General features: G+C 55.7%; 21 protein-coding genes and 1 tRNA gene. 13 read left to right on the top strand and 9 right to left on the bottom strand.

Annotated elements, in window-relative coordinates:
- The first annotated feature begins 30 nt into the window (after positions 1-30).
- From ACLGE8_RS15805 to ACLGE8_RS15840, 8 genes are all read left to right on the top strand, one after another.
- The gene (locus tag ACLGE8_RS15805; RefSeq protein ID WP_410999931.1) at positions 31-570 is read left to right on the top strand and encodes a fimbrial protein; all 540 of its coding nucleotides are present in this window, start codon (positions 31-33) and stop codon (positions 568-570) included.
- Positions 571-614: 44 nt separating this feature from the next.
- Positions 615-1,304, top strand: a complete 690-nt coding sequence (locus ACLGE8_RS15810; RefSeq protein ID WP_410999835.1) for a fimbria/pilus periplasmic chaperone — start codon at positions 615-617, stop codon at positions 1,302-1,304.
- Positions 1,305-1,376: 72 nt separating this feature from the next.
- On the top strand, positions 1,377-3,977 hold the full coding sequence (locus ACLGE8_RS15815; RefSeq protein ID WP_410999836.1) for a fimbrial biogenesis usher protein: 2,601 nt from the start codon (positions 1,377-1,379) through the stop codon (positions 3,975-3,977).
- A gap of 10 nt (positions 3,978-3,987) precedes the next feature.
- Positions 3,988-4,515 carry a fimbrial protein gene (locus ACLGE8_RS15820; RefSeq protein WP_410999837.1) on the top strand — a complete coding sequence of 176 codons (528 nt, stop codon included), beginning with the start codon at positions 3,988-3,990 and terminating at the stop codon, positions 4,513-4,515.
- Positions 4,516-4,527: 12 nt separating this feature from the next.
- On the top strand, positions 4,528-5,031 hold the full coding sequence (locus ACLGE8_RS15825; protein ID WP_410999838.1) for a fimbrial protein: 504 nt from the start codon (positions 4,528-4,530) through the stop codon (positions 5,029-5,031).
- Positions 5,032-5,047: 16 nt separating this feature from the next.
- Complete coding sequence (locus ACLGE8_RS15830) at positions 5,048-5,953, top strand: fimbrial protein (RefSeq protein WP_410999839.1); 906 nt, start codon at positions 5,048-5,050, stop codon at positions 5,951-5,953.
- 186 nt (positions 5,954-6,139) lie between these two features.
- A complete protein-coding gene (locus ACLGE8_RS15835; RefSeq protein WP_410999841.1) occupies positions 6,140-6,280 on the top strand; it encodes an ash family protein in 141 nt (46 codons plus the stop codon).
- A 27-nt stretch (positions 6,281-6,307) separates the two neighbouring features.
- Positions 6,308-6,607 carry a SymE family type I addiction module toxin gene (locus tag ACLGE8_RS15840; protein ID WP_410999842.1) on the top strand — a complete coding sequence of 100 codons (300 nt, stop codon included), beginning with the start codon at positions 6,308-6,310 and terminating at the stop codon, positions 6,605-6,607.
- Between the two features lie 48 nt (positions 6,608-6,655).
- Here the strand turns inward: ACLGE8_RS15840 and ACLGE8_RS15845 are convergent.
- Both ACLGE8_RS15845 and ACLGE8_RS15850 read right to left on the bottom strand, forming a co-directional pair.
- Positions 6,656-6,731: transfer RNA gene (locus tag ACLGE8_RS15845), tRNA-Phe, on the bottom strand.
- A gap of 105 nt (positions 6,732-6,836) precedes the next feature.
- The gene (locus ACLGE8_RS15850; protein ID WP_410999844.1) at positions 6,837-7,544 is read right to left on the bottom strand and encodes a DUF554 domain-containing protein; all 708 of its coding nucleotides are present in this window, start codon (positions 7,542-7,544) and stop codon (positions 6,837-6,839) included.
- Positions 7,545-7,962: 418 nt separating this feature from the next.
- Between ACLGE8_RS15850 and ACLGE8_RS15855 the strand changes: the two genes are divergently transcribed.
- Positions 7,963-10,098 (top strand): ornithine decarboxylase, encoded by a 2,136-nt coding sequence (locus ACLGE8_RS15855; RefSeq protein WP_410999846.1) that lies wholly within the window; start codon positions 7,963-7,965, stop codon positions 10,096-10,098.
- A gap of 137 nt (positions 10,099-10,235) precedes the next feature.
- On the opposite strand, the gene ACLGE8_RS15860 is transcribed toward ACLGE8_RS15855, so the two are convergent.
- The 4 genes from ACLGE8_RS15860 to mutY all read right to left on the bottom strand — a co-directional run bounded on the left by ACLGE8_RS15860 (position 10,236) and on the right by mutY (position 14,215).
- The gene (locus ACLGE8_RS15860; protein ID WP_410999847.1) at positions 10,236-11,492 is read right to left on the bottom strand and encodes a nucleoside permease; all 1,257 of its coding nucleotides are present in this window, start codon (positions 11,490-11,492) and stop codon (positions 10,236-10,238) included.
- A gap of 241 nt (positions 11,493-11,733) precedes the next feature.
- Complete coding sequence (mltC, locus tag ACLGE8_RS15865; protein ID WP_333011298.1) at positions 11,734-12,813, bottom strand: membrane-bound lytic murein transglycosylase MltC; 1,080 nt, start codon at positions 12,811-12,813, stop codon at positions 11,734-11,736.
- A 47-nt stretch (positions 12,814-12,860) separates the two neighbouring features.
- Complete coding sequence (locus ACLGE8_RS15870; protein WP_035892037.1) at positions 12,861-13,136, bottom strand: oxidative damage protection protein; 276 nt, start codon at positions 13,134-13,136, stop codon at positions 12,861-12,863.
- Between the two features lie 26 nt (positions 13,137-13,162).
- A complete protein-coding gene (gene mutY, locus ACLGE8_RS15875) occupies positions 13,163-14,215 on the bottom strand; it encodes an A/G-specific adenine glycosylase (RefSeq protein ID WP_410999849.1) in 1,053 nt (350 codons plus the stop codon).
- Between the two features lie 156 nt (positions 14,216-14,371).
- Here mutY and trmB point away from each other — a divergent pair, with 156 nt between their 5' ends.
- From trmB to ACLGE8_RS15895, 4 genes are all read left to right on the top strand, one after another.
- On the top strand, positions 14,372-15,091 hold the full coding sequence (trmB, locus tag ACLGE8_RS15880) for a tRNA (guanosine(46)-N7)-methyltransferase TrmB (RefSeq protein ID WP_410999850.1): 720 nt from the start codon (positions 14,372-14,374) through the stop codon (positions 15,089-15,091).
- 1 nt (position 15,092) lies between these two features.
- Positions 15,093-15,419: a YggL family protein gene (locus ACLGE8_RS15885; protein ID WP_333498822.1), complete on the top strand. Its 327-nt coding sequence runs from the start codon at positions 15,093-15,095 to the stop codon at positions 15,417-15,419.
- A 185-nt stretch (positions 15,420-15,604) separates the two neighbouring features.
- Positions 15,605-16,324 carry a DUF2884 domain-containing protein gene (locus ACLGE8_RS15890; RefSeq protein WP_410999852.1) on the top strand — a complete coding sequence of 240 codons (720 nt, stop codon included), beginning with the start codon at positions 15,605-15,607 and terminating at the stop codon, positions 16,322-16,324.
- A gap of 116 nt (positions 16,325-16,440) precedes the next feature.
- Positions 16,441-17,445 carry a DUF1202 family protein gene (locus ACLGE8_RS15895; protein ID WP_410999853.1) on the top strand — a complete coding sequence of 335 codons (1,005 nt, stop codon included), beginning with the start codon at positions 16,441-16,443 and terminating at the stop codon, positions 17,443-17,445.
- A gap of 46 nt (positions 17,446-17,491) precedes the next feature.
- Here ACLGE8_RS15895 and ACLGE8_RS15900 read toward each other — a convergent pair whose 3' ends face one another.
- From ACLGE8_RS15900 to ACLGE8_RS15910, 3 genes are read right to left on the bottom strand one after another with little or no spacing between them, the layout of a single operon-like run.
- On the bottom strand, positions 17,492-18,793 hold the full coding sequence (locus tag ACLGE8_RS15900) for a TRAP transporter large permease (RefSeq protein WP_410999855.1): 1,302 nt from the start codon (positions 18,791-18,793) through the stop codon (positions 17,492-17,494).
- Entirely contained in the window at positions 18,793-19,296 is a 504-nt protein-coding gene (locus ACLGE8_RS15905; protein ID WP_410999856.1) for a TRAP transporter small permease, read from the bottom strand. The genes ACLGE8_RS15900 and ACLGE8_RS15905 overlap by 1 nt, the downstream gene beginning before the upstream one ends.
- A gap of 48 nt (positions 19,297-19,344) precedes the next feature.
- Complete coding sequence (locus ACLGE8_RS15910; protein WP_410999857.1) at positions 19,345-20,331, bottom strand: TRAP transporter substrate-binding protein; 987 nt, start codon at positions 20,329-20,331, stop codon at positions 19,345-19,347.
- Positions 20,332-20,584: the final 253 nt, after the last annotated feature.

A 20,584-nucleotide genomic window follows, 5' to 3' on the forward strand; every position in this document is an offset into this window, starting at 1 on the left:
GTTATCCGTGAAGGAACGGAGATGATAACGATGCAATGGATGAAATGGGGTTTGCTGGTTTCCACGTTGCCAGCCGTGGCGCTGGCCGGAAATCACTGGAACGTGACGGTACCCGGCGGAAATATGCGCTTTCAGGGCGTCGTCGTCGCCGAAGCCTGTAGCGTCGCGGCGGGGGATCGCCTGATGACGGTAAAAATGGGTCAGGTCAGCAGCCATCGTTTTCATGCGGTAGGCGAAGAGTCCAACCCGATTGCTTTTGATATCCATCTTGAAGATTGCAGCACCGAAGTCAGCCAACACGTGGGCGTGTCATTTCAGGGCGTTGCTGATGGCAAAGATCCGAACGTGCTCTCGGTGGGAGAAGGCGCGGGAATTGCGAGCGGCATTGGCATCGCGCTGTTTGATGACCAGGGCGGACGCATTGCGCTGAACGACGAACCCGTGCGCTGGGTGCGGCTGAACGATGGGCCCACCACGCTGCACTTTGTGGCGAAGTACCGATCGACCGCACGGCAGGTCGTCGGCGGTACGGCCAATGCGCAGGCCTGGTTTGCATTGACCTACCAGTAATTAACCGAACGCAGGATATGACGGTGAGTACAACAAGGGTAAACATGAAAAGAACGTTGATGATGGTGTTCGGGCTGCTGATCGCGGTAACCGGGCTGGTTTCGCGCGCAGAAGCGGGCGTGGCGCTGGGGGCGACCCGCGTGATTTACCCGGCCGGGCAAAAGCAGGTTCCGCTGGCGGTCACCAACACCGATGAAAACGGCACCTATCTGATCCAGTCATGGGTGGAAAACGCGGCGGGCAGCAAAGACGGACGCTTTGTGGTGACGCCGCCGCTGTTTGCGATGCAGGGAAAAAAAGAGAACACCTTACGCATTCTCGACGCGACTAACGGCCAACTGCCACAGGACAGAGAAAGCCTGTTCTGGATGAACGTCAAAGCGATTCCGGCGATGGACAAATCTAAACTCAACGATAATACCCTGCAGCTGGCGATTATCAGCCGCATCAAGCTCTACTACCGCCCCGCTAAGCTTGCCATGCCGCCGGAAGAGGCTGCTCAGAAACTGACGTTTCGTCGCAGCGCCGGCAAGCTCACGCTTATCAATCCTTCGCCCTATTACCTGACGGTTACCGAGCTTAGCGCGGGCACGCGCGGGCTGGAAAACGCGCTGGTGCCCCCGATGGGCGAAACCAGCGTAAAAATTCCGGATGACGCGGGCGGCGAGATTACCTACAGAACCATCAATGACTATGGCGCACTGACGCCGCGCGTTATCGGCGTGATGCGGTAAACCACGGGAATTTCCCGTCTCCCTTGAACAGAATAAGAACAGACAGCCGGGCGATGTCGAACCGGAGGGACTATGTCATATCTGAAATTTGGCCTCGACCATTTGCAGGCCCGACGTATACGGCTGACGCAACTCTCCGTTGCGACCTTGCTCGCCTCACCGGCCTTTCTTGCTCAGGCGGAGCTCTACTTTAACCCGCGTTTTCTGGCCGACGACCCGGCAGCCGTTGCGGATCTCTCCAGTTTTGAGAAGGGGCAAGAGCTACCGCCTGGCACCTATCGGATGGATATCTATCTGAACGATGGCTTTATGACTACCCGCGATGTCACCTTTAGCGCCGGTGAAAACGGCCACGGTTTGATGCCATGCCTGACGCGCGGCCAGCTTGCCAGCATGGGCCTTAACACGGCTGCAATTAAGGGAATGGACGCGCTGGAGCCTGATGCCTGCGTACCGTTTACGGAGATTATCAAGGATGCGACCGTCCGCCTGGACGTCGGCCAGCAGCGCCTCTACCTGACCATTCCTCAGGCCTATATGGGAAATCAGGCGCGTGGCTATATTTCGCCGGAGCTGTGGGATAACGGGATCACCGCCGGGCTGCTGAATTACAACTTCACCGGTAATAACGTACAAAACCGCGTTGGCGGCAGCAGCCAGTACGCCTATCTAAACCTGCAAAGCGGGCTCAACGTTGGCGCATGGCGGCTGCGTGATAACAGCACCTGGAGCTACAGCAGCGGTTCAACCAGCCAGAATCAATGGCAGCACGTCAACACCTGGCTGGAGCGTGATATCACCCCGTTTCGCTCGCGCTTGACGCTTGGCGACAGCTACACCAACGGCGACGTCTTTGACGGCATTAACTTTCGCGGCGCGCAGCTGGCGTCCGATGACAATATGCTGCCGGACAGCCAGAAAGGCTTTGCGCCGGTTATCCACGGTATTGCGCGCGGGACGGCGCAGGTCTCTATCAAGCAGAACGGCTATGAGATTTACCACAGCACGGTGCCGCCGGGCCCCTTTACCATTAACGATCTCTATGCGGCGGGAAACGGCGGCGATCTTCAGGTCGCCATCAAAGAGGCGGACGGCAGCGTTCAGAGCTTCACCGTGCCGTACTCTTCGGTTCCGGTTCTGCAACGTGAAGGCCACACCCGTTACGCGCTGACCGCCGGGAAATACCGCAGCGGCAACGATCTGCAAGAAGATCCTACCTTCTTTCAAAGCACGCTGATGCACGGGCTACCGGCAGGATGGACGCTCTATGGCGGCACCCAGCTGGCAGACCGCTATCGCGCCTTTAACCTGGGCGTCGGGAAAAATATGGGCGATCTGGGCGCGCTGTCGGTGGATATCACTCAGGCCAACGCCACGCTGCCCGATGACAGCGAGCAGCAGGGGCAATCGGTTCGATTCCTCTATAACAAATCGCTTAGCGAGCTCGGCACCAATATTCAACTGGTGGGCTACCGCTACTCTACGCAGGGCTACTACAGCTTTGCCGATACCACCTACCAGCGTATGAGCGGCCATAGCGTGGTGACCGAAGACGGCCCGGTTTACGTGAAGCCGAAATTCACCGACTACTACAACCTGGCCTATAGCAAACGGGGCAAGGTGCAGGTGAGCGTGACCCAGCAGCTAGGGCGTACTGCCACCCTTTACGTAAGCGGTAGCCGCCAAAGCTACTGGGGAACCGACAACGCGGATGAACAGTTCCAGGTCGGGCTGAATACCGCCGTCAGCGACATCAACTGGACGCTGAGCTACAGCCTGACCAAAAACGCCTGGCAGGACGAGCGTGACCAGATGCTGGCCGTGAACATCAACATTCCGTTCAGCCACTGGCTGCGTTCAGACAGCCGGTCCGTCTGGCGACACGCCAGCGCCAGCTACAGCATGTCTGACGATCTTAACGGCCGCATGAGCAACCTCGCCGGGCTGTACGGCACGCTGCTGGAAGATAACAACCTGAGCTACAGCGTGCAGACCGGCTACGCCAGCGGCGGGGAAGGCTCTAGCGGCAGCACCGGCTATGCGGCGCTGAACTATCGCGGCGGCTACGGCAACGCCAACGTCGGTTACAGCCACAGCGACGGCATGAAGCAGCTCTATTACGGCATGAGCGGCGGCGTGCTGGCGCATGCCAATGGCGTGACGCTAAGCCAACCGTTGAACGATACGGTGGTGCTGGTGAGCGCGCCGGGCGCGGAAGGGACCAGAGTAGAAAACCAGACCGGGGTGCGCACCGACTGGCGCGGCTACGCCGTCCTGCCGTACGCCACTGAGTACCGCGAAAACCGCGTGGCGCTGGACACCAACTCGCTGGCGGATAACGTCGATTTAGACGATGCGGTGGTCAACGTGGTGCCAACCCACGGCGCGATTGTGCGGGCGAAATTTAAAACGCGGGTAGGGATGAAGCTGCTGATGACGCTCACGCATCGCGGCAAGCTGGTGCCTTTTGGTGCGGTGGTGACCTCGACTGACAACCAGAACAGCAGCATCGTGGCGGATAACGGCCTCGTTTACCTGAGCGGTATGCCGCAAGCCGGGAAGGTTCAGGTGGTGTGGGGCGAAGGCGACGATGCTCGCTGCGTGGCGGATTACCGCATCCCTAATGAGAGCCTGGAACAGACGCTGATTCAGCTATCGGCCGTGTGCCGCTAAGGACAAAAGAATGAGAACCCCCTTTTACCTGCTCAGCGCGTTCATTGCGCTGACGGCTACCTGCGCGCTGGCGGCGGATAGCACGATAACCATCACCGGCAACGTCAGGGACAACGGCTGCGCCGTGGCGGGAGAATCAAAAGACTTTACCGTCGACCTGATGAACAACGCCGCCAAACAGTTCAACGCCGTTGGCGCGACCACGCCCGCCGTCCCATTTCGCATCGTGCTCTCGCCGTGCGGCGGGGCGGTCAGCGCCGTGAAGGTGGGATTTACCGGCGTGGCGGATAACGGCAATACCAGCCTGTTAAAGCTGGATAACGGCGCGTCTGCCGCGGCAGGCATGGGGGTGCAGATCCTCAACGGGCAGCAGACCACGCTGCCGATTAACGCGGCATCGTCGACCATACCCTGGACGACGCTCACCCCCGGCCAGACTAACACGCTGAACTTTTACGCCCGCCTGATGGCGACGCAGGTGCCGGTCACCCCCGGCCACGTTAACGCCACGGCGACGTTCACTCTTGAATTTCAGTAAGCGGAGGCGCAGATGAAACGGTTTTTTTACGGCTGGCTGTGGGCGTTAGCGCTGGCGGCGGTCTCTCCGGCGCTGTGGGCTGCCGATGTCACCATTACCGTCAACGGCAAAGTGGTGGCGAAGCCCTGCACGGTATCAACCACCAACGCCAACGTCGCGTTGGGCGACCTCTATACCTTTAGCCTGCTTGCCGCCGGTTCGGCATCCGCGTGGCACAGCGTGGCGCTTGAACTCAGCAACTGCCCGGTGGGCACGTCGCGGGTCGTCGCCAGCTTTAGCGGCACGGCTGACGCCACCGGCTATTACCAGAATCAGGGCTCCGCCAAAAATATCCAGCTTGAGCTCCAGGACAACGGCGGAAACACGCTGAACACCGGCGCGACCACGACGGTGACGGTGGACGAAGCATCGCAGTCCGCGCACTTTCCGCTGCAGGTGAGGGCGCTGTCGGTTAACGGCGGTGCGACCCAGGGCACCATTAAGACGGTCATCAACGTCACCTACACCTACGCCTGACCAGGAGAAGAGAGTAATGAAAAACGTGATAGCCCTACTGACCACGCTACTGCTGGCCGGCTGGTCATTTAACGCCTGGTCGTTTGCCTGTAAGACCGCCAGCGGTACGACGATCCCTATCGGTGGTGGCAGCGCCAACGTCTATGTGGATCTCGCGCCTGCGGTCAACGTGGGGCAAAACCTGGTGGTCGATCTCTCGACGCAGATTTTTTGCCATAACGACTACCCGGATACCATCACCGACTATGTGACGCTGCAGCGCGGTTCGGCCTACGGCGGGGTGCTGTCGAGTTTTTCCGGCACCGTGAAATATAACGGCACCAGCTACCCGTTTCCCACCACCACTGAAACGTCCCGGATTATCTATAACTCAAAGACTGATAAACCCTGGCCTACGGCGCTTTACCTGACGCCGATTAGCTCTGCTGGTGGCGTGGCGATAAGCGCCGGTACGTTGATTGCGGTGATGATCCTGCGCCAGACCAACAACAAAAACAGCGATGATTTTCAGTTTGTCTGGAATATCTACGCCAACAACAACGTGGTGGTGCCGACCGGCGGCTGCGATGTTTCCTCGCGCAACGTGACGGTGACGCTGCCTGACTATCCCGGCTCCACCGCCATTCCATTGACGGTGTACTGCGCACAGAGTCAGAAGCTGGGCTACTACCTGTCAGGCACCACGGCGGATGCGGCGAACTCTATCTTCACCAATACCGCATCGGCCTCACCGGCACAGGGGATTGGCGTGCAGCTTACGCGCAATGGCAGCGTGCTTCCGGCTAACAATACGGTGTCGCTTGGCACGGTGACGACGTCTGCCGTCAGCCTGGGGTTAACGGCCAACTACGCGCGAACCAGCGGCCAGGTGACGGCGGGGAACGTGCAGTCGATTATTGGGGTGACGTTTGTGTATCAATGAGGGCGCAGTGTCGCCATGTTTTGCGAGGCGAATTCCAGATTAACGTGATGATTTGATTAGCGTTTGAAAACCGCTTGCGGCCTGTAAGTGATAGCAGTACCTCTGCCCGGCATCTGCAAAATCAGGTGCCGGGATTGACCTCCTGAGATATCACATTCTGGCGACACATGGCGCATTAGCGTATTTTTGTGTCGTGCGCTTAGTTACACCTCAATGGTGGGCTGGGCGAGGGCGCCGCAAGGTGCGCCGGTATCCAGTATGGCCGGTAAGGTCAACCTCGTTCAGTCTGCCACCAGTGAGATTGACCTCTCCAGTGGCGGTATTTAGATATACACATACTGGAGGTTGCCCCTTATGGCTACGATCCCTACCCAGGCTCACCCATCACCCGCCACACCGATAAAAACCGAGCGCCGTTACACCGTCAGCTACATCCCTCAGCAAGGCAATACCAGCACGCCCTCCCTGAACCTCAGCGGAAAATGGCTAAAAGAGGCCGGTTTCGACACCGTAACGGGCGTCACGGTGAAGATTGCCGGAGGCTACATTGTGTTGATTCCGGATAACGACGAAATGAAAGCGCTGCGCGAAGAGATAAAGCAGATTAAGAACATGGTAAACGCACTGAGGGAGGGGGTATTGAACGCGTTGTGATATGCCTGAAAAGCAAAAAACCCGCCATAGGCGGGTTCTTCTAAATAGTGGTGCCCGGACTCGGAATCGAACCAAGGACACGGGGATTTTCAATCCCCTGCTCTACCGACTGAGCTATCCGGGCAACGGGGCGCATTAAACCGTAATCGCCTCGACTCGTCAACGAAATTTATAAAATTTGCGGCGAGTTGCACAATCTATCACCACTTTGCCCGTTTTGCACGCCGGGTCAGGCAAAAAACGCCGTCCAGGCCGCAGAAATCGGCATCGCCAGCAGCAGCGCGGGCAGCATATTCACTACCGCAAACATCTTAATTCCGCAGATGCGCAGACCTGTTGCCAGTAGCAGCAGGCCGCCGACGGCAGTGAAGTCGGCCATCATGGCGGGGGTAGTCAACGGCAGGATCAGGAAGGCGCAGAATGCCAGCGAGAGCTGGATGATAAGCATCGGTATGCTGATGGCGCAGACCGCAAAACCGAGCGAGCAGGCAAAGATCATCGCGGTGAAGAAATCAAGGAACGACTTGGCGATAAGAATAGTCGGGTCGCCGGTCATGCCTTCATGCATCGACCCGAAAATCCCCGTCCCGCTGGCGCAAAACAGCACGATAATCGCCACGAAGCTTTGAATAAAGTTCTCATGCTGGCTGCTTTTGCCCGGCTTGAGCATCCGCTTTTGTACGCTGGAAACGGCTTTATTGATGCCTTTTTCCAGAAAGCAAAACTCACCAATCAGCGCGCCGACCAGCGTTGCGAGTACCATTACCGGCATATTGGCGCATTTAATCACCAGCAGCAGGCCAATCCCCAACGAGGCAAGGCCAAAAATAGAGGTCATTGAAACACGAATGCGCTCCGGTAAACGCTGGCTGAGCAGCGCCCCGATCAAGCCACCGACCAGCACCGCGCTGGCATTAATAAATGGGCCTATAACCACGTTAACTCCTGTTACTTATCGATAAGTCCTGCATTATTATGGACTGATTAATCGGTTCAGTGCTTGTTTCTCCGTGGTATAAGTGCATAAAAATTTCGTCTTGCACCCCCTGGTGAATGGTGCCATGATTGCGCGAATTTTCTCCTTTCCTGAATCGGGGCCGCCTGCAATGACATCTTTGCCATTACATCGCCAGTGCCACTTCGCCTGCTCGCGAAGGTCTGCCCCTTTCTCATTGCTCACCATGCGGTGAAGCCAACGCACGCTCACTGCAGGACAACAGTAAGATTAGACCATGTCTGCTTTTACTGATGTCTGGCGGTCGGAGCTGTAACCCAGTTGCACCCAGACGCTTTATGGGGCAAAGCCAGCGGCTTTGTCCGGGGCTTTTACTCTCCCTGAGTGGGTCGTTGCGCTTATGAAATCAATGCACATTGCTGCCAGTCGCGAACTGGTCTCCCGTCTCTCCACCCACCGTAACGTGGTGGCGCTGGACGGCACCGACTTTACCGATGTCGCAGCAGTCGTCATTACGGTGGCGGACAGCCACAGCGGCATCCTGGCATTACTTAAACGTACCGGTTTTAACCTGCCGGTCTTCGTGCTGACGTCGGACGCTATCAGCGCGCCGGAAGGCGTGAATGCGGTGATTAGCGGAAAAGAGCAGGAGTGGCTGGAGCTGGAAACGGCGGCCTGTCGCTACGAAGAAGGTCTTCTGCCGCCGTTCTTCGACACCCTGACCCAGTATGTCGAAATGGGCAATAGCACCTTTGCCTGTCCAGGGCATCAGCATGGCGCGTTCTTTAAAAAACACCCAGCGGGCCGTCAGTTCTATGACTTCTTCGGCGAGAACGTGTTTCGTGCCGACATGTGCAACGCCGACGTGAAGCTCGGCGATCTGCTGATCCACGAAGGCTCAGCCAAGCACGCGCAGAAGTTCGCGGCGAAGGTGTTTAACGCCGATAAAACTTACTTCGTGCTGAACGGCACTTCGGCGGCCAACAAGGTTGTCACCAACGCGCTGCTCACCCGCGGCGACCTGGTGCTGTTCGACCGTAACAACCACAAATCCAACCACCACGGCGCGCTGATCCAGGCCGGGGCGACGCCGGTCTATCTGGAAGCGGCACGTAACCCGTTCGGCTTTATCGGCGGCATTGACGACCACTGCTTTGATGATAGTTATCTGCGTGAGCAGATCCGCGAGGTGGCGCCGGAGAAAGCCGATGACGCGCGCCCGTTCCGCCTGGCGATCATCCAGCTTGGCACCTACGACGGCACGATTTACAACGCCCGTCAGGTGGTGGATAAAATCGGCCATCTCTGCGACTACATCCTGTTTGACTCCGCGTGGGTGGGTTACGAACAGTTTATCGACATGATGGCGGATACCTCGCCGTTGCTGCTGGATCTTAACGAAAACGATCCGGGGATTTTTGTCACCCAATCGGTGCACAAACAGCAGGCCGGGTTCTCGCAAACCTCGCAGGTCCACAAAAAAGACAATCACATTCGTGGTCAGGCACGCTTCTGCCCGCACAAACGGCTGAACAACGCCTTTATGCTTCACGCCTCAACCAGTCCGTTTTATCCGCTGTTTGCCGCGCTGGACGTGAACGCCAAAATTCACGAAGGGGAGAGCGGCCGCCGGCTGTGGGCGGAGTGCGTCGAGCTGGGTATTGAGGCGCGCAAAGCGATTGTGGCGAACTGCAAGATGATCCAGCCGTTTATCCCGCCGATCGTCGACGGTCGCCCGTGGCAGGATCACCCGACCAAAACCATCGCCAGCGAACGTCGCTTCTTTAGCTTTGCACCAGGAGCTCGCTGGCACGGTTTCGAAGGCTACGCGCAGGATCAGTACTTCGTCGATCCGTGTAAGCTGCTGCTGACCACGCCGGGCATTGATGCACAAACCGGGGAGTACACCGAGTTCGGCATTCCGGCGACGATCCTCGCGCACTACCTGCGTGAAAACGGCATCGTGCCGGAGAAGTGCGATCTCAACTCGATTCTCTTCCTGCTGACGCCAGCGGAGTCCGCCGAGAAAATGGCGCAGCTGGTGTCGATGCTCGGCCAGTTTGAGCAGCACATTGAAGACGACACGCCGCTGGCGGACGTGCTGCCGACTATTTACAACAAATATCCGGTGCGCTATCGCGACTACACCCTGCGTGAACTGTGCCAGGAGATGCACGACCTGTATGTCAGCTTTGACGTGAAGGATCTGCAAAAGGCGATGTTCCGCAAAGCCAGCCTGCCGGCGGTAGTGATGAACCCGCAGGACGCTAACAGCGAGTTTATTCGCGGCAACGTGGAGCTGGTACGCATCAGCGAAGCGGAAGGGCGCATTGCCGCCGAAGGCGCGCTGCCGTATCCGCCGGGCGTGCTGTGCGTGGTGCCGGGGGAAGTCTGGGGCGGTGCGGTGCAGCGCTACTTCCTGGCGCTGGAAGAAGGGGTGAACCTGCTGCCCGGCTTCTCGCCGGAGCTTCAGGGGGTTTACAGCGAGAAGGATGCCGACGGGATTAGTCGGCTGTATGGGTACGTTTTGAAGTAGGGAGTGGGATTTCCCCTCACCCTAACCCTCTCCCCATGGGGGAGAGGGGGCCGTTAGGTGCAGTGATTAACAACAGAATCCGGGCGTTTTTCTCCCTCTCCCCCACGGGGAGAGGGCCGGGGTGAGGGGGTTGTACCTTAGTGGGCAACCGTCTGCACACCCGCAGGCGTACGTTCATGTTTATATTTAAACAGCCCAACAAACGCCACCGCCAGAACCAGAGAGTAGGCGGCGAAAATCAGCCATACGCTCTGCCAGTCGGTGATGCCGTTCACCGTGTACATCTCAACCACCTTACCGCTCGCCATACCGCCAAGGATGCAGCCGAAGCCGTTGGTCATCATCAGGAACATACCCTGCGCACTGGCGCGGATTTCCGGGCGAACCTCTTTCTCTACGAACACCGAACCGGAGATGTTGAAGAAGTCGAAGGCGCAGCCGTAAACAATCATCGACAGGACCAACAGCACGGTGCCGAACGGCGTTGGGTCGCCATAGGCGAACAGGCCGAAGCGCAGCATCCACGCGAAGATACTAATCAGCATCACGTTCTTGATGCCGTAGCGGCTTAAGAAGAACGGAATGGTGAGGATGAACAGGGTTTCGGAAATCTGCGAAATCGACATCATCACCGACGCGTGCTGCACGATAAAGCTGGTGGCAAACAGCGGGTCTTTATCGAAGCTGTGCAGGAAGGTGTTGCCGAACATGTTGGTGATTTGCAGCTCTGCGCCGAGCATCATGGAGAAGATAAAGAAAATCGCCATGCGCTTGTTTTTAAACAGCGCGAACGCATCCAGCCCCAGCATGCTGGTCCAGCTCTGTTTCTGCTGCTGGTTAGAGACCGGAATATGCGGCAGGGTCAGGGTAAACAGCACCAGTACGACCGACAGCGCGGCACCGATATACAGCTGCATATGGCTCAGTTCGAAGCCGGAGAAGCTCACCGCCCACATCGCCAGAATAAAGCCGATGGTGCCCCAGATACGGATCGGTGGGAAATCGTTAACGATATCCATACCGGCAGATTTCAGGCGGTAGTAAGAGATGGTGTTAATCAGGCCAAGCGTTGGCATATAGGCCAGCGAGTTGAGCAGGATAACGAAGAACATCGCCCCCGGTGTGGTGACTTCGGCCGCCATAAATAGCGTACCGGCCCCGACCAGGTGACAGAAGGCGTAAACCCATTTGGCGCTGATCCACTTATCCGCCACGATGCCGAGCAGCGTTGGCATAAAGACGGCAGCGATACCGAGGGAACTATAAACCGCGCCGATAGATGCGCCGTCGAATTTCAGCGTCACAAACATGTATGAGCCGAGCGTGGTGAGCCAGCTCCCCCAAAGGCAGAACTGCAGGAACGACAGTATCTTAAGCTGCAGCTTTAAATTCATGTTACTTTCCTCACAAAATTTGGCGGTATGTGTTACTTGGATAACATTCAGAGGCGTTATTTGCGCTAATTCTATCAACGTGGATAGTGAGACATTGTTAAGCACCGCAAAATTTTGCAATTATTCTTACTTTGCAAAACGATTTAGTGACAAAAGTAACATTTTTATAGGGAAGGTCGGTGGGAAGGCCGCTCTCACCCCGGTGAGTTCGGGATGAGAGCGCCTGATAGTGTGAGAATTATTACTTACGACGATAGCTCTTCTGCGCGGTATTAACCTTGTACAGATAGCGGCGTGATTCCGCAGACGGATGGCGGGTGGTCAGCGTCTGGTAAACGTCGCCCGGCGCCATACTATTGATAATATTCGCCGCCTGAACTTTATCGTTAGAGAAGACGCGCAGCACGCTACCCGCGCCGCCGTTATAGGCGGTGATCACCGCATAGCGACGTGACGTTGGGTTATCGATACCGCCCAGGTAGACGTTGCTCAGCATCGCCAGATAGGCGGTGCCGGTGTCGATGTTGCTGGCCGGGTCGAACAGGTAGCTACGGCTTGGCGTGCCGGATTTCCCCTGAGAACGGAACACATCTTTCCCGGCGGTATGCTGCACCACCTGCATCAGCCCCATCGCGTCGGAACGGCTGACCGCATACGGGTTAAAGGAGGATTCGGTTTGCATAATCGCCAGAATCAGCGACTCATCGACGCCGTACTTACGCGACGCCTGACGCACCATGCCCAGATATTTATGCGCACGTTTATCCAGGTGGTTTGGCACCAGATTAATGGTCACGCTGTAGATAATGTGCAGGCCGCTGGTGCGTTTTTTCATCCGCGTTTGCAGCAGGTAGTCGGCAAAGCGCTCGGCGCGCCACTGCCAGCGAATGGCTTCGCCGGTGTTATCGACCACCTGGCCGTAGAGGAACGGCTCTTTGGAAATCTGAATATCGTCGGCGTCGGAGTAAAGGTCGACCGAGCCGGGGTCATCGCCCATTAATAGCGTGGTGACAATGGCCTGACGCAGACGCGCGGCGGGATCGGTGCCGGCGATGGTTTCAACGGTGATGGTACCGTCGTCGAAGTTGATGTGGCTACGGGTCTGGTAGCCGTCGGAATACTTAACGTAGTCCTTTGGACCTGCTATCAGAACTTCGTTAAAGCCCCAGATATTTTCAATGTTATGGGCGAACTGCCCCATCAGAATGTCAAAACCGTTGGTGTCTTTGACCCACGCCTCGTTATAGGTATCGCCTTTATTTTTTGAGGAACAGGAGACCAGCAGCGGCGCAATGAGTGCCAGAGCGAGTAATTTTTTCATTATTCCGGGAGCGCGTGTTGTTGATGTCTTAAAGGCCCGTTGGGCCCTTACTGTTTTTCAGGCGGCGTGTAGCCTTCAATGTGCACATCTTTGCCTTCAAACAGGAAATTGATCATTTCCTCTTCCAGCAGCTTACGGTGCTCCAGGTTCATCATGTTCAGTTTCTTTTCATTGATGAGCATGGTTTGCTTCTGCTGCCACTGCTTCCAGGCCTCTTTCGAGATCTCGTTATAGATACGCTTTCCCAGATCGCCGGGATAGAGCTGGAAATCTTGTCCTTCGGCATCGCGCTGCAGGAAAGTACAAAAAATGGTTCTGCTCATAATCAATCCTCTTATGTCGCCGCTCGCTAAACGAGTGAATCGGCGCGTAACTGCTGCAACAGGCGCTCAACCGGTGCGGCCAGCCCAACGACGGGCGGCTGCGCTAAGTTATACCAGAGAGCGCTGCCTTCATCCATGCATGACGTGAATGAGGACACAGTAAGCCACATTGGCACAATGTCCAGATGGAAATGGCTGAAAGTGTGGCGGAACGCGGTGAGCTGGGTCAGCGTGTCGGCAGAGATGTTCCGTGCCTCCAGCCACTCTCGCAGCGCCTCTTCGGTTTCAAACTGCGGGAAACAGTATAGACCGCCCCACAGTCCGCTGGGCGGACGCTGCTGCAGAAAGACGTCGCGGTCATTCTGCATCATCAGGAAATAGCCTGTGCGTTCCGGAATCGTCTGCTTTGGCTTTTTGCCCGGGTACTGCGCCCAGCTGCTATTCGCGGTAGCGATACAGCCGTTCTCCAGCGGGCAGAGCGAGCACTTTGGCTTAGAGCGGGTGCAGACCATCGCACCGAGATCCATCATCGCCTGGTTAAAGCGCGATACGCCAACCACAGGGGTGACCTGCTCGCTGATATCCCACAGTTTTTTCTCAACGTCCTTTTTACCCGGCCAGCCACCCACGGCGTAGCAGCGTGCCAGCACGCGCTTGACGTTGCCGTCGAGAATCGGGAAGTGTTTGCCGAGCGACAGCGACAAAATCGCCCCGGCGGTGGAGCGCCCAACGCCGGGTAGCGCGGCCACTTCATCGAAGGTTTCCGGGAAGCGCCCCTGATGAAGCGTAGCGACCTGCTGTGCGGCTTTGTGCAGGTTACGCGCGCGGGCGTAGTAGCCGAGCCCGGTCCACAGGTGCAGCACGTCATCGAGCGGGGCGTTGGCGAGATCGGTCACGGTTGGAAAACGCGCCATAAACCGTTCAAAGTAAGGAATGACGGTGGTAACCTGCGTTTGTTGCAGCATTACCTCTGACAGCCATACTTTGTAAGGCGTCTTTTCAATTTGCCAGGGCAGGGTTTTACGCCCGTATTTGTCGTACCAGTCCAGCACCTGGGCTGAAAATTGAGACGCTTGCATGGTCAAAGCAGTGCTTCCAGTATTGTACTATCAGGGGGCCAGATTGCAGCACAGCGGTACTATGCTGTAAACAGGAACTTTCCGGTGCTTGCATCCGGCAACTAACTTTGGATAATGCCCGTTTCCCGAACACTCTCACAAGCAGACTTAATTTTTATGAAGAACGACGTCATTTCACCGGAATTTGATGAAAACGGCCGCCCACTGCGCCGCATTCGTAGTTTTGTTCGTCGCCAGGGGCGACTGACCAAAGGGCAGGAACACGCGCTGGAAAACTACTGGCCGGTGATGGGCGTTGAATTCAGCGAAGAGCCTGTCGACCTCGCCGCCCTGTTTGGCCGCGAAGCGCCAGTGACGCTGGAGATTGGTTTTGGGATGGGCGCTTCGCTGGTAGCGATGGCCAAAGCGCGCCCGGAGCAGAATTTCCTCGGCATTGAAGTGCACTCACCGGGCGTGGGCGCTTGCCTGGCATCCGCTCACGAAGAGGGTGTCGATAACCTGCGCGTAATGTGCCACGATGCGGTTGAAGTGCTGCACAAGATGATCCCGGACAACTCCCTGAACATGGTGCAGCTCTTTTTCCCTGATCCATGGCACAAAGCGCGTCATAATAAACGCCGTATCGTTCAGGTACCGTTTGCTGAACTGGTAAAAAGCAAACTGAAGCTGGGCGGCGTGTTCCACATGGCAACCGACTGGGAAGCCTATGCCGAACACATGCTGGAAGTGATGTCCTCCATTGACGGATATCAGAACCTGTCTGAAAGTAAAGACTATGTACCGCGTCCGGAATCACGCCCGGTAACCAAATTTGAACAGCGTGGCCATCGTCTTGGCCACGGCGTATGGGACTTAATGTTCGAGAGGGTGAAATAAAATGGCAAAGAATCGTAGCCGTCGTTTGCGTAAAAAAATGCACATCGATGAGTTTCAGGAAATTGGCTTCTCCGTGGCATGGCGCTTCCCGGAAGGCACCAGCGCAGAGCAGATTGATAATCAAGTCGACCAGTTTATCGATGAAGTGATCGAGCCGAACAAACTGGCCTTTGACGGCAGCGGCTATCTGGCCTGGGAAGGTCTGATTTGCACCCAGGAAATCGGTAAATGCACCGAAGAACACCAGGCTCTGGTTCGTAAGTGGCTGGAAGACCGCAAGTACGAAGAGGTCCGCACCAGCGAACTTTTCGACGTTTGGTGGGACTAATAGTCTATATACACGAAATCATTCAAGCTGCATCAAGGCGGCAAGAGAGCGAATCCCCAGGAGTGTACATAAGTACGTGACTAGGGTGAGTGAACGCAGCCAACGCAGCCAACGCAGAGCAGCTTGAAGGATGAAGTGTATAAGGGGCCAGCATTCGCTGGCCCGATCTGTTTTGAGGGAAAGTGATGATGCGCAAAACGCTGCTGACGGCAGTTTTAACCTTCACGGCGATGTCCGCCCATGCTGACTACCAGTGCAGCGTAACCCCCCGCGATGACGTCGTTCTCAGCCCGAAAACCGTGCAGGTAAAAGGTGAAAACGGCAACCTGGTGATTACCCCAACCGGCGATGTGACGTACAACGGTAAGGTCTACACGCTGAGTGCCGCCCAGCGCGAGCAGGCGAAAGACTACCAGACCGAACTGCGCAGCGCGCTGCCGTGGATTGATGATGGTGCACGTAGCCGCGTTGAAAAAGGTCGCGTAGCGCTGGATAAAATCATCGCCAAAGAAGTGGGCGAGAACAGCAATATGCGCGGGCGTCTGACCAAGCTCGACGCGCAGCTCAAAGCACAAATGAACCGCATTATTGAACACCGCACCGACGGCCTGACCTTCCACTATAAAGCTATCGACGAAGTTCGTGCCGATGGCCAACAACTGGTGAATCAGGCGATGGGCGGCATTCTCCAGGACAGTATCAACGAAATGGGCGCCAAGGCCGTGCTGAAAGGCGGCGGTAACCCGCTTCAGGGCGTGCTCGGGAGCTTAGGCGGCCTGCAAACGGCCATTCAGAACGAATGGAAAAACCAGGAGGCGGATTTCCAGGCCTTCGGTAAAGACGTGTGTGGTCGCGTGGTGTCGCTGGAAGAGAGCCGCAAGGCGCTGGTTGGCACCCTGAAGTAATCCCTTCTTAACTGGCTACCTGCTTTTCGCCGGTAGCCAGAATCAGATTTCGTTTATCCGTCTTCCCTTTGCAGATTCCGTATGATGCCCTCTCACTCATAAAAAGGAATTTGCCGATGAAACTCGCCTGGACATGCGGGCTGCTGCTGCTCAGCAGTTTGCCCTTTCACGCTCTAGCCAATGACAACACCCCTACTGACGAGGTGATAAAGCAGCAGTTTGCCGAACATTCTGACGGCTTGATGCATCTGGAAAAGCTGAAGCTTAGCCCGCTAGAATCAGTGGGCAATCGCGCGACCTATATGGTCGAGGGAGACATCGCGTCTAACGACGATCTCTACGGTATTCTTGGCGCAGCTGGCGACTACCTTTTCTACGAACGGACCTGGAGAAAAGATCAGCCGGTAAAATTTTCGGCGATGATGACCGCCGTTGGCACCAAGGCTTCAGGCTGGAAAACCGAATTTTTCTCAATGCAAATGGCCGCCAAAAGCGTGGGTCGCCCCTTTAGCCACGAGAAAAATCTCACAAAGGCGCTGGTGGTTAACGACAGCGGCTATATGGCCCAGTTTGCCAAAATAGATGCGCAGTTCGCTGCCAGTAAGACGCTTATCCAGAAACAGCAGGCAGAGTATGAAGCATTAAAGAAAAAGCTCGATGCTCAGGATGTAAAGATCAAACGTTCATGGGGGACGGATGCAGACGGCAAGCCGCTCGATCGTGGCGCGGTTTATCGAGCGTTATTCCAGCAGATGGACGAACTCGACCGTAAAAACAGCTTTGCCAAATTTGAGTCTCAGTATTATCTCAACGTTTATGAACCGGCACTGGCGGCCTGCCAGAAAAAAGCAGTGTGCGATTCTGCACCTATACACGCGGCTCGTGACGTGGCGCTGGAGAATACAAAAGAGGAGTACTACCGCCAGCATACTCAGATGCGGGACAAGCTGAATGCCACCATGGAGGAAAAAGATAAACAAGTAGCCCCGTTACAGAAAGAGCGTCAGGCACTGTATGAACAGATGATGGGGGTGTCGTTCAGTATTGATGACCTTGAGCGTGGCTATAAGATCTGGCAAGAAGGGACGGCGAAGCTGCGTAAAGAGGGCGTGATTCCGTAATACAAGATACAAGGGAGGCGAGCCTCCCTTTTACGCGGGTGAAAGCTTACATCAGCCCGAGAACCTGTGGAATAAACAGGGAAATCTGCGGGATATAGGTAATCATCATCAACGCAACCAGCAGGGCGAAATAGAAGGGAAGCAGCGGCTTGATGAGCTGCTGGATTTTCACCCCAGAGATCGAGCAGCCGACAAACAGAGCGCTGCCTACCGGCGGCGTCAGCAAACCGATACACAGGTTCGCCACCATCATGATCCCGAAATGTACCGGGTCCATTCCCAGATCCTGAGCGATCGGCAGGAAGATCGGCGTGAAGATCAGCACCGCAGGCGTCATGTCCATAAAGATACCGACGATCAGCAGCACGATGTTAATCAACAGCAGAATGACCAGCGGATTGTCGGAGATCCCCATCAGCGTGTCGCTGATCATATAAGGGATATCGGCATTGGTCATCGCCCACGACATGCCGACGGAAAAGCCGATCAGCAGCAGAACGATGGAGGTGGTTACCACCGACTCAAGGATAAGCTTAGGCAGGTCGCGCCACTTCACCTCTCGGTAGATAAGCACCGACAGGATAAAGGTATAAACCACCGCAATGGCAGAGGCTTCGGTGGCGGTGAAAATTCCGCCGAGGATACCGCCCATCACGATAAACACCAGCAGCAGGCTTGGCAGCGCGTCGAGGAAGGCTTTCGCTGCTTGCGCGCAGGTTGGGCGCTCGGAAACAGGATAGCCGCGGCGTTTGGCAATAATCGCGCAGACGATCATGATAGCCAGGCCCATCAAAATGCCGGGCAGGTAGCCCGCCATAAACAGCGAAGCGACAGAAACGCCGCCAGCGGTAAGCGAGAAAACAATAAGCACGTTCGACGGCGGGATCAGCAAGCCGGTGATGCAGGAAGAGACGTTAACCGCCGTGGAAAATGCCGGATCGTAACCTTTTTTGGTCTGGATCGGATGCAGCGTCCCACCGACGGCTGCCGCCGCCGCAACCGCTGAACCCGAAATGGAACCAAACATCATATTGGCGAGTACGTTGACGTGGCCCAGCGAGCCGGGCACGCGGCCAACCATCACCTGCGCGAGGTTGATCAACCGTATCGCAATGCCACCGCTGTTCATCAGCGTACCGGCAAAAATAAAGAATGGGATCGCCAGCAGGGCGAAGTTATCGAGCCCGTTCGCCAGGCGCTGGGAAACGGTAATCACCGCGATATCCCATGGGAACATCAATAGCATGGAGGCGACGGTGGCAATACCGATGGAAAACGAAATCGGCACGCCGATAAACACCAGCGCGAAGAACGCGCCAAACAGCGTTAAGGCAATATACCCGTCCATTAGCACGCTCCTTGCGCGGAATTTTTCAGGCTCAGCAAGCCGTTAACGATGAACCATAAGGCGTAAAACATCATGATGAAGCCGGTTAATGGCAGGATCAGATAGACGTAGCCCATCGGGATCTGCATCGCGGCGGACACCTGGGCGGTGGCGAGCGTTTTATCGATAAGCTTCAGGCCGCCGGTGACAATCACCGAACCAGCAAAGAGAAAAATCAGCAGATTAATGACGATACTGAGTAGCTTCTGTTTCTGCGGTTTCAGCGTCATCGCCAGTAAATCAATCGCCAGATGGCGCTGTGCGCCGACGGTATAGGCGGCGCCGAGCAGACCAACCCAGATCATCAGAAAGCGTGCCAGTTCGTCGGTGAGCGTGCTGGGCTGGCTTAACACATAGCGGCTAAAAACCTGCCAGACGACGCATATAACCAGCGCGATCATGACCGCGACGGAGAACGCGGCGATCGCGCGGTCTACCGCCTGTTTAGTGCGGGTAAAAATCATCGTTTATTATCCTGGTGAAGGCGGGCCAGGGGCTGGCCCGCGAAGCGGTTATTCTGCGGCGGCTTCAAATTTGGCCAGCAGAGCGGCCTGTTTTGGGTCTTTGCTGAAATCATCAAACAGCGGCTGAACGGCGGCACGGAACGGCGCTTTGTCGACTTTGACTATCTTGCCGCCCATCGCTTTAGCCTGCGCACGGGTGTCGGCATCGACCTGATCCCACAATTTCTGCTGATAGGCTTCTGAGGCTTTGGCTGCTTTAGCGAGGATCTGCTGCTGCTCCGGCGTCAGTTTGTCCCAGGTTTTTGTTGAAATCACAAGGAAGTCTGGAATGGAGGCATGCTCATCTTCGGAGAAGACTTTCGCAATTTCAATATGGCGCGTTTGCACCCATGACGGTACGTTATTTTCTGCGCCATCAACGACGCCTTGCTGCATGGCGGTATACACTTCGCCGAACGAAATAGGCGTTGGTGAACCACCCATTAATTCCACCATTTTAATGGTCGTTGGGCTGGCTTGAACGCGAATTTTCAGCCCTTTTAAATCTTCAGGTTGGGTAATAGGCTGTTTGGCGTAAAAACTACGAGTACCGGCAACATACGCTGAAAGTGCAAAGAATCCTTTCTCTTTTGTGGATTCCATAATTTCTTTGCCGACTTCGCCAAAGACGACCTTATTAAAGTGGGACTGGTCTTTAAATAGGAATGGCAGATTATAAATAGCGTACACGTTATCAAATGATTCCAGATCGCTGGCAGAGCCTTTAGTTAAATCCAGCGCCCCGTTTTGCAATAGTTCCATGGTTTCACGCGCGCTGCCCATCTGGCTGCTTGGGTAGATGCGGAGCGTCATTTTGCCGTCAGACAGCTGCTTCACTTCTTTCGCCATTTCCTCGAAAGCCTGGTGAACAACGTGGCTGCGCTCGAGGTTGTGGGCGAGCTTAAGCGTCACTTTTTCTGCGGCGGTTGCCCCGGTGGAAAGTAACGCGAGCAGAGAAGCGCACATCAGCGTTTTGCTAAAAGAGAGAGGTTTCATTAATAGGCTCCATGCACATTAATTATCGTGGTTTATATCTGTCGGGATAGTCTGTCTTTCTGTATGACATATTATCCTGGTTGTCAGACAACTTCACGATAACGCTCTCACATTTTTAATCTGTCTATACGTTTAATGCGATTTTTGTGTGCTGGGTTATATTATTTAATATCCATTAATGGGTATTAATATTTTATTGAAATGTTTACGTGGGAATTATTCGTTAAAATGAATTTAAACACTTCGGAATAAG

The organism is Kluyvera sp. 142486 (genome assembly GCF_046569695.1).
Lineage (GTDB): Bacteria > Pseudomonadota > Gammaproteobacteria > Enterobacterales > Enterobacteriaceae > Kluyvera.

Bases quoted from the DNA above. Each gene is read 5' to 3' on its own strand.
- mutY (WP_410999849.1), bottom strand. From the start codon at position 14,215: ATGCAAGCGTCTCAATTTTCAGCCCAGGTGCTGGACTGGTACGACAAA.
- ACLGE8_RS15810 (WP_410999835.1), top strand. From the start codon at position 615: ATGAAAAGAACGTTGATGATGGTGTTCGGGCTGCTGATCGCGGTAACC.
- ACLGE8_RS15820 (WP_410999837.1), top strand. From the start codon at position 3,988: ATGAGAACCCCCTTTTACCTGCTCAGCGCGTTCATTGCGCTGACGGCT.
- ACLGE8_RS15910 (WP_410999857.1), bottom strand. From the start codon at position 20,331: ATGAAACCTCTCTCTTTTAGCAAAACGCTGATGTGCGCTTCTCTGCTC.
- ACLGE8_RS15900 (WP_410999855.1), bottom strand. From the start codon at position 18,793: ATGGACGGGTATATTGCCTTAACGCTGTTTGGCGCGTTCTTCGCGCTG.
- ACLGE8_RS15815 (WP_410999836.1), top strand. From the start codon at position 1,377: ATGTCATATCTGAAATTTGGCCTCGACCATTTGCAGGCCCGACGTATA.
- ACLGE8_RS15840 (WP_410999842.1), top strand. From the start codon at position 6,308: ATGGCTACGATCCCTACCCAGGCTCACCCATCACCCGCCACACCGATA.
- ACLGE8_RS15890 (WP_410999852.1), top strand. From the start codon at position 15,605: ATGATGCGCAAAACGCTGCTGACGGCAGTTTTAACCTTCACGGCGATG.
- ACLGE8_RS15905 (WP_410999856.1), bottom strand. From the start codon at position 19,296: ATGATTTTTACCCGCACTAAACAGGCGGTAGACCGCGCGATCGCCGCG.
- ACLGE8_RS15885 (WP_333498822.1), top strand. From the start codon at position 15,093: ATGGCAAAGAATCGTAGCCGTCGTTTGCGTAAAAAAATGCACATCGAT.
- ACLGE8_RS15855 (WP_410999846.1), top strand. From the start codon at position 7,963: ATGAAATCAATGCACATTGCTGCCAGTCGCGAACTGGTCTCCCGTCTC.
- ACLGE8_RS15895 (WP_410999853.1), top strand. From the start codon at position 16,441: ATGAAACTCGCCTGGACATGCGGGCTGCTGCTGCTCAGCAGTTTGCCC.
- ACLGE8_RS15830 (WP_410999839.1), top strand. From the start codon at position 5,048: ATGAAAAACGTGATAGCCCTACTGACCACGCTACTGCTGGCCGGCTGG.
- ACLGE8_RS15860 (WP_410999847.1), bottom strand. From the start codon at position 11,492: ATGAATTTAAAGCTGCAGCTTAAGATACTGTCGTTCCTGCAGTTCTGC.
- ACLGE8_RS15825 (WP_410999838.1), top strand. From the start codon at position 4,528: ATGAAACGGTTTTTTTACGGCTGGCTGTGGGCGTTAGCGCTGGCGGCG.
- ACLGE8_RS15805 (WP_410999931.1), top strand. From the start codon at position 31: ATGCAATGGATGAAATGGGGTTTGCTGGTTTCCACGTTGCCAGCCGTG.
- mltC (WP_333011298.1), bottom strand. From the start codon at position 12,813: ATGAAAAAATTACTCGCTCTGGCACTCATTGCGCCGCTGCTGGTCTCC.
- trmB (WP_410999850.1), top strand. From the start codon at position 14,372: ATGAAGAACGACGTCATTTCACCGGAATTTGATGAAAACGGCCGCCCA.
- ACLGE8_RS15870 (WP_035892037.1), bottom strand. From the start codon at position 13,136: ATGAGCAGAACCATTTTTTGTACTTTCCTGCAGCGCGATGCCGAAGGA.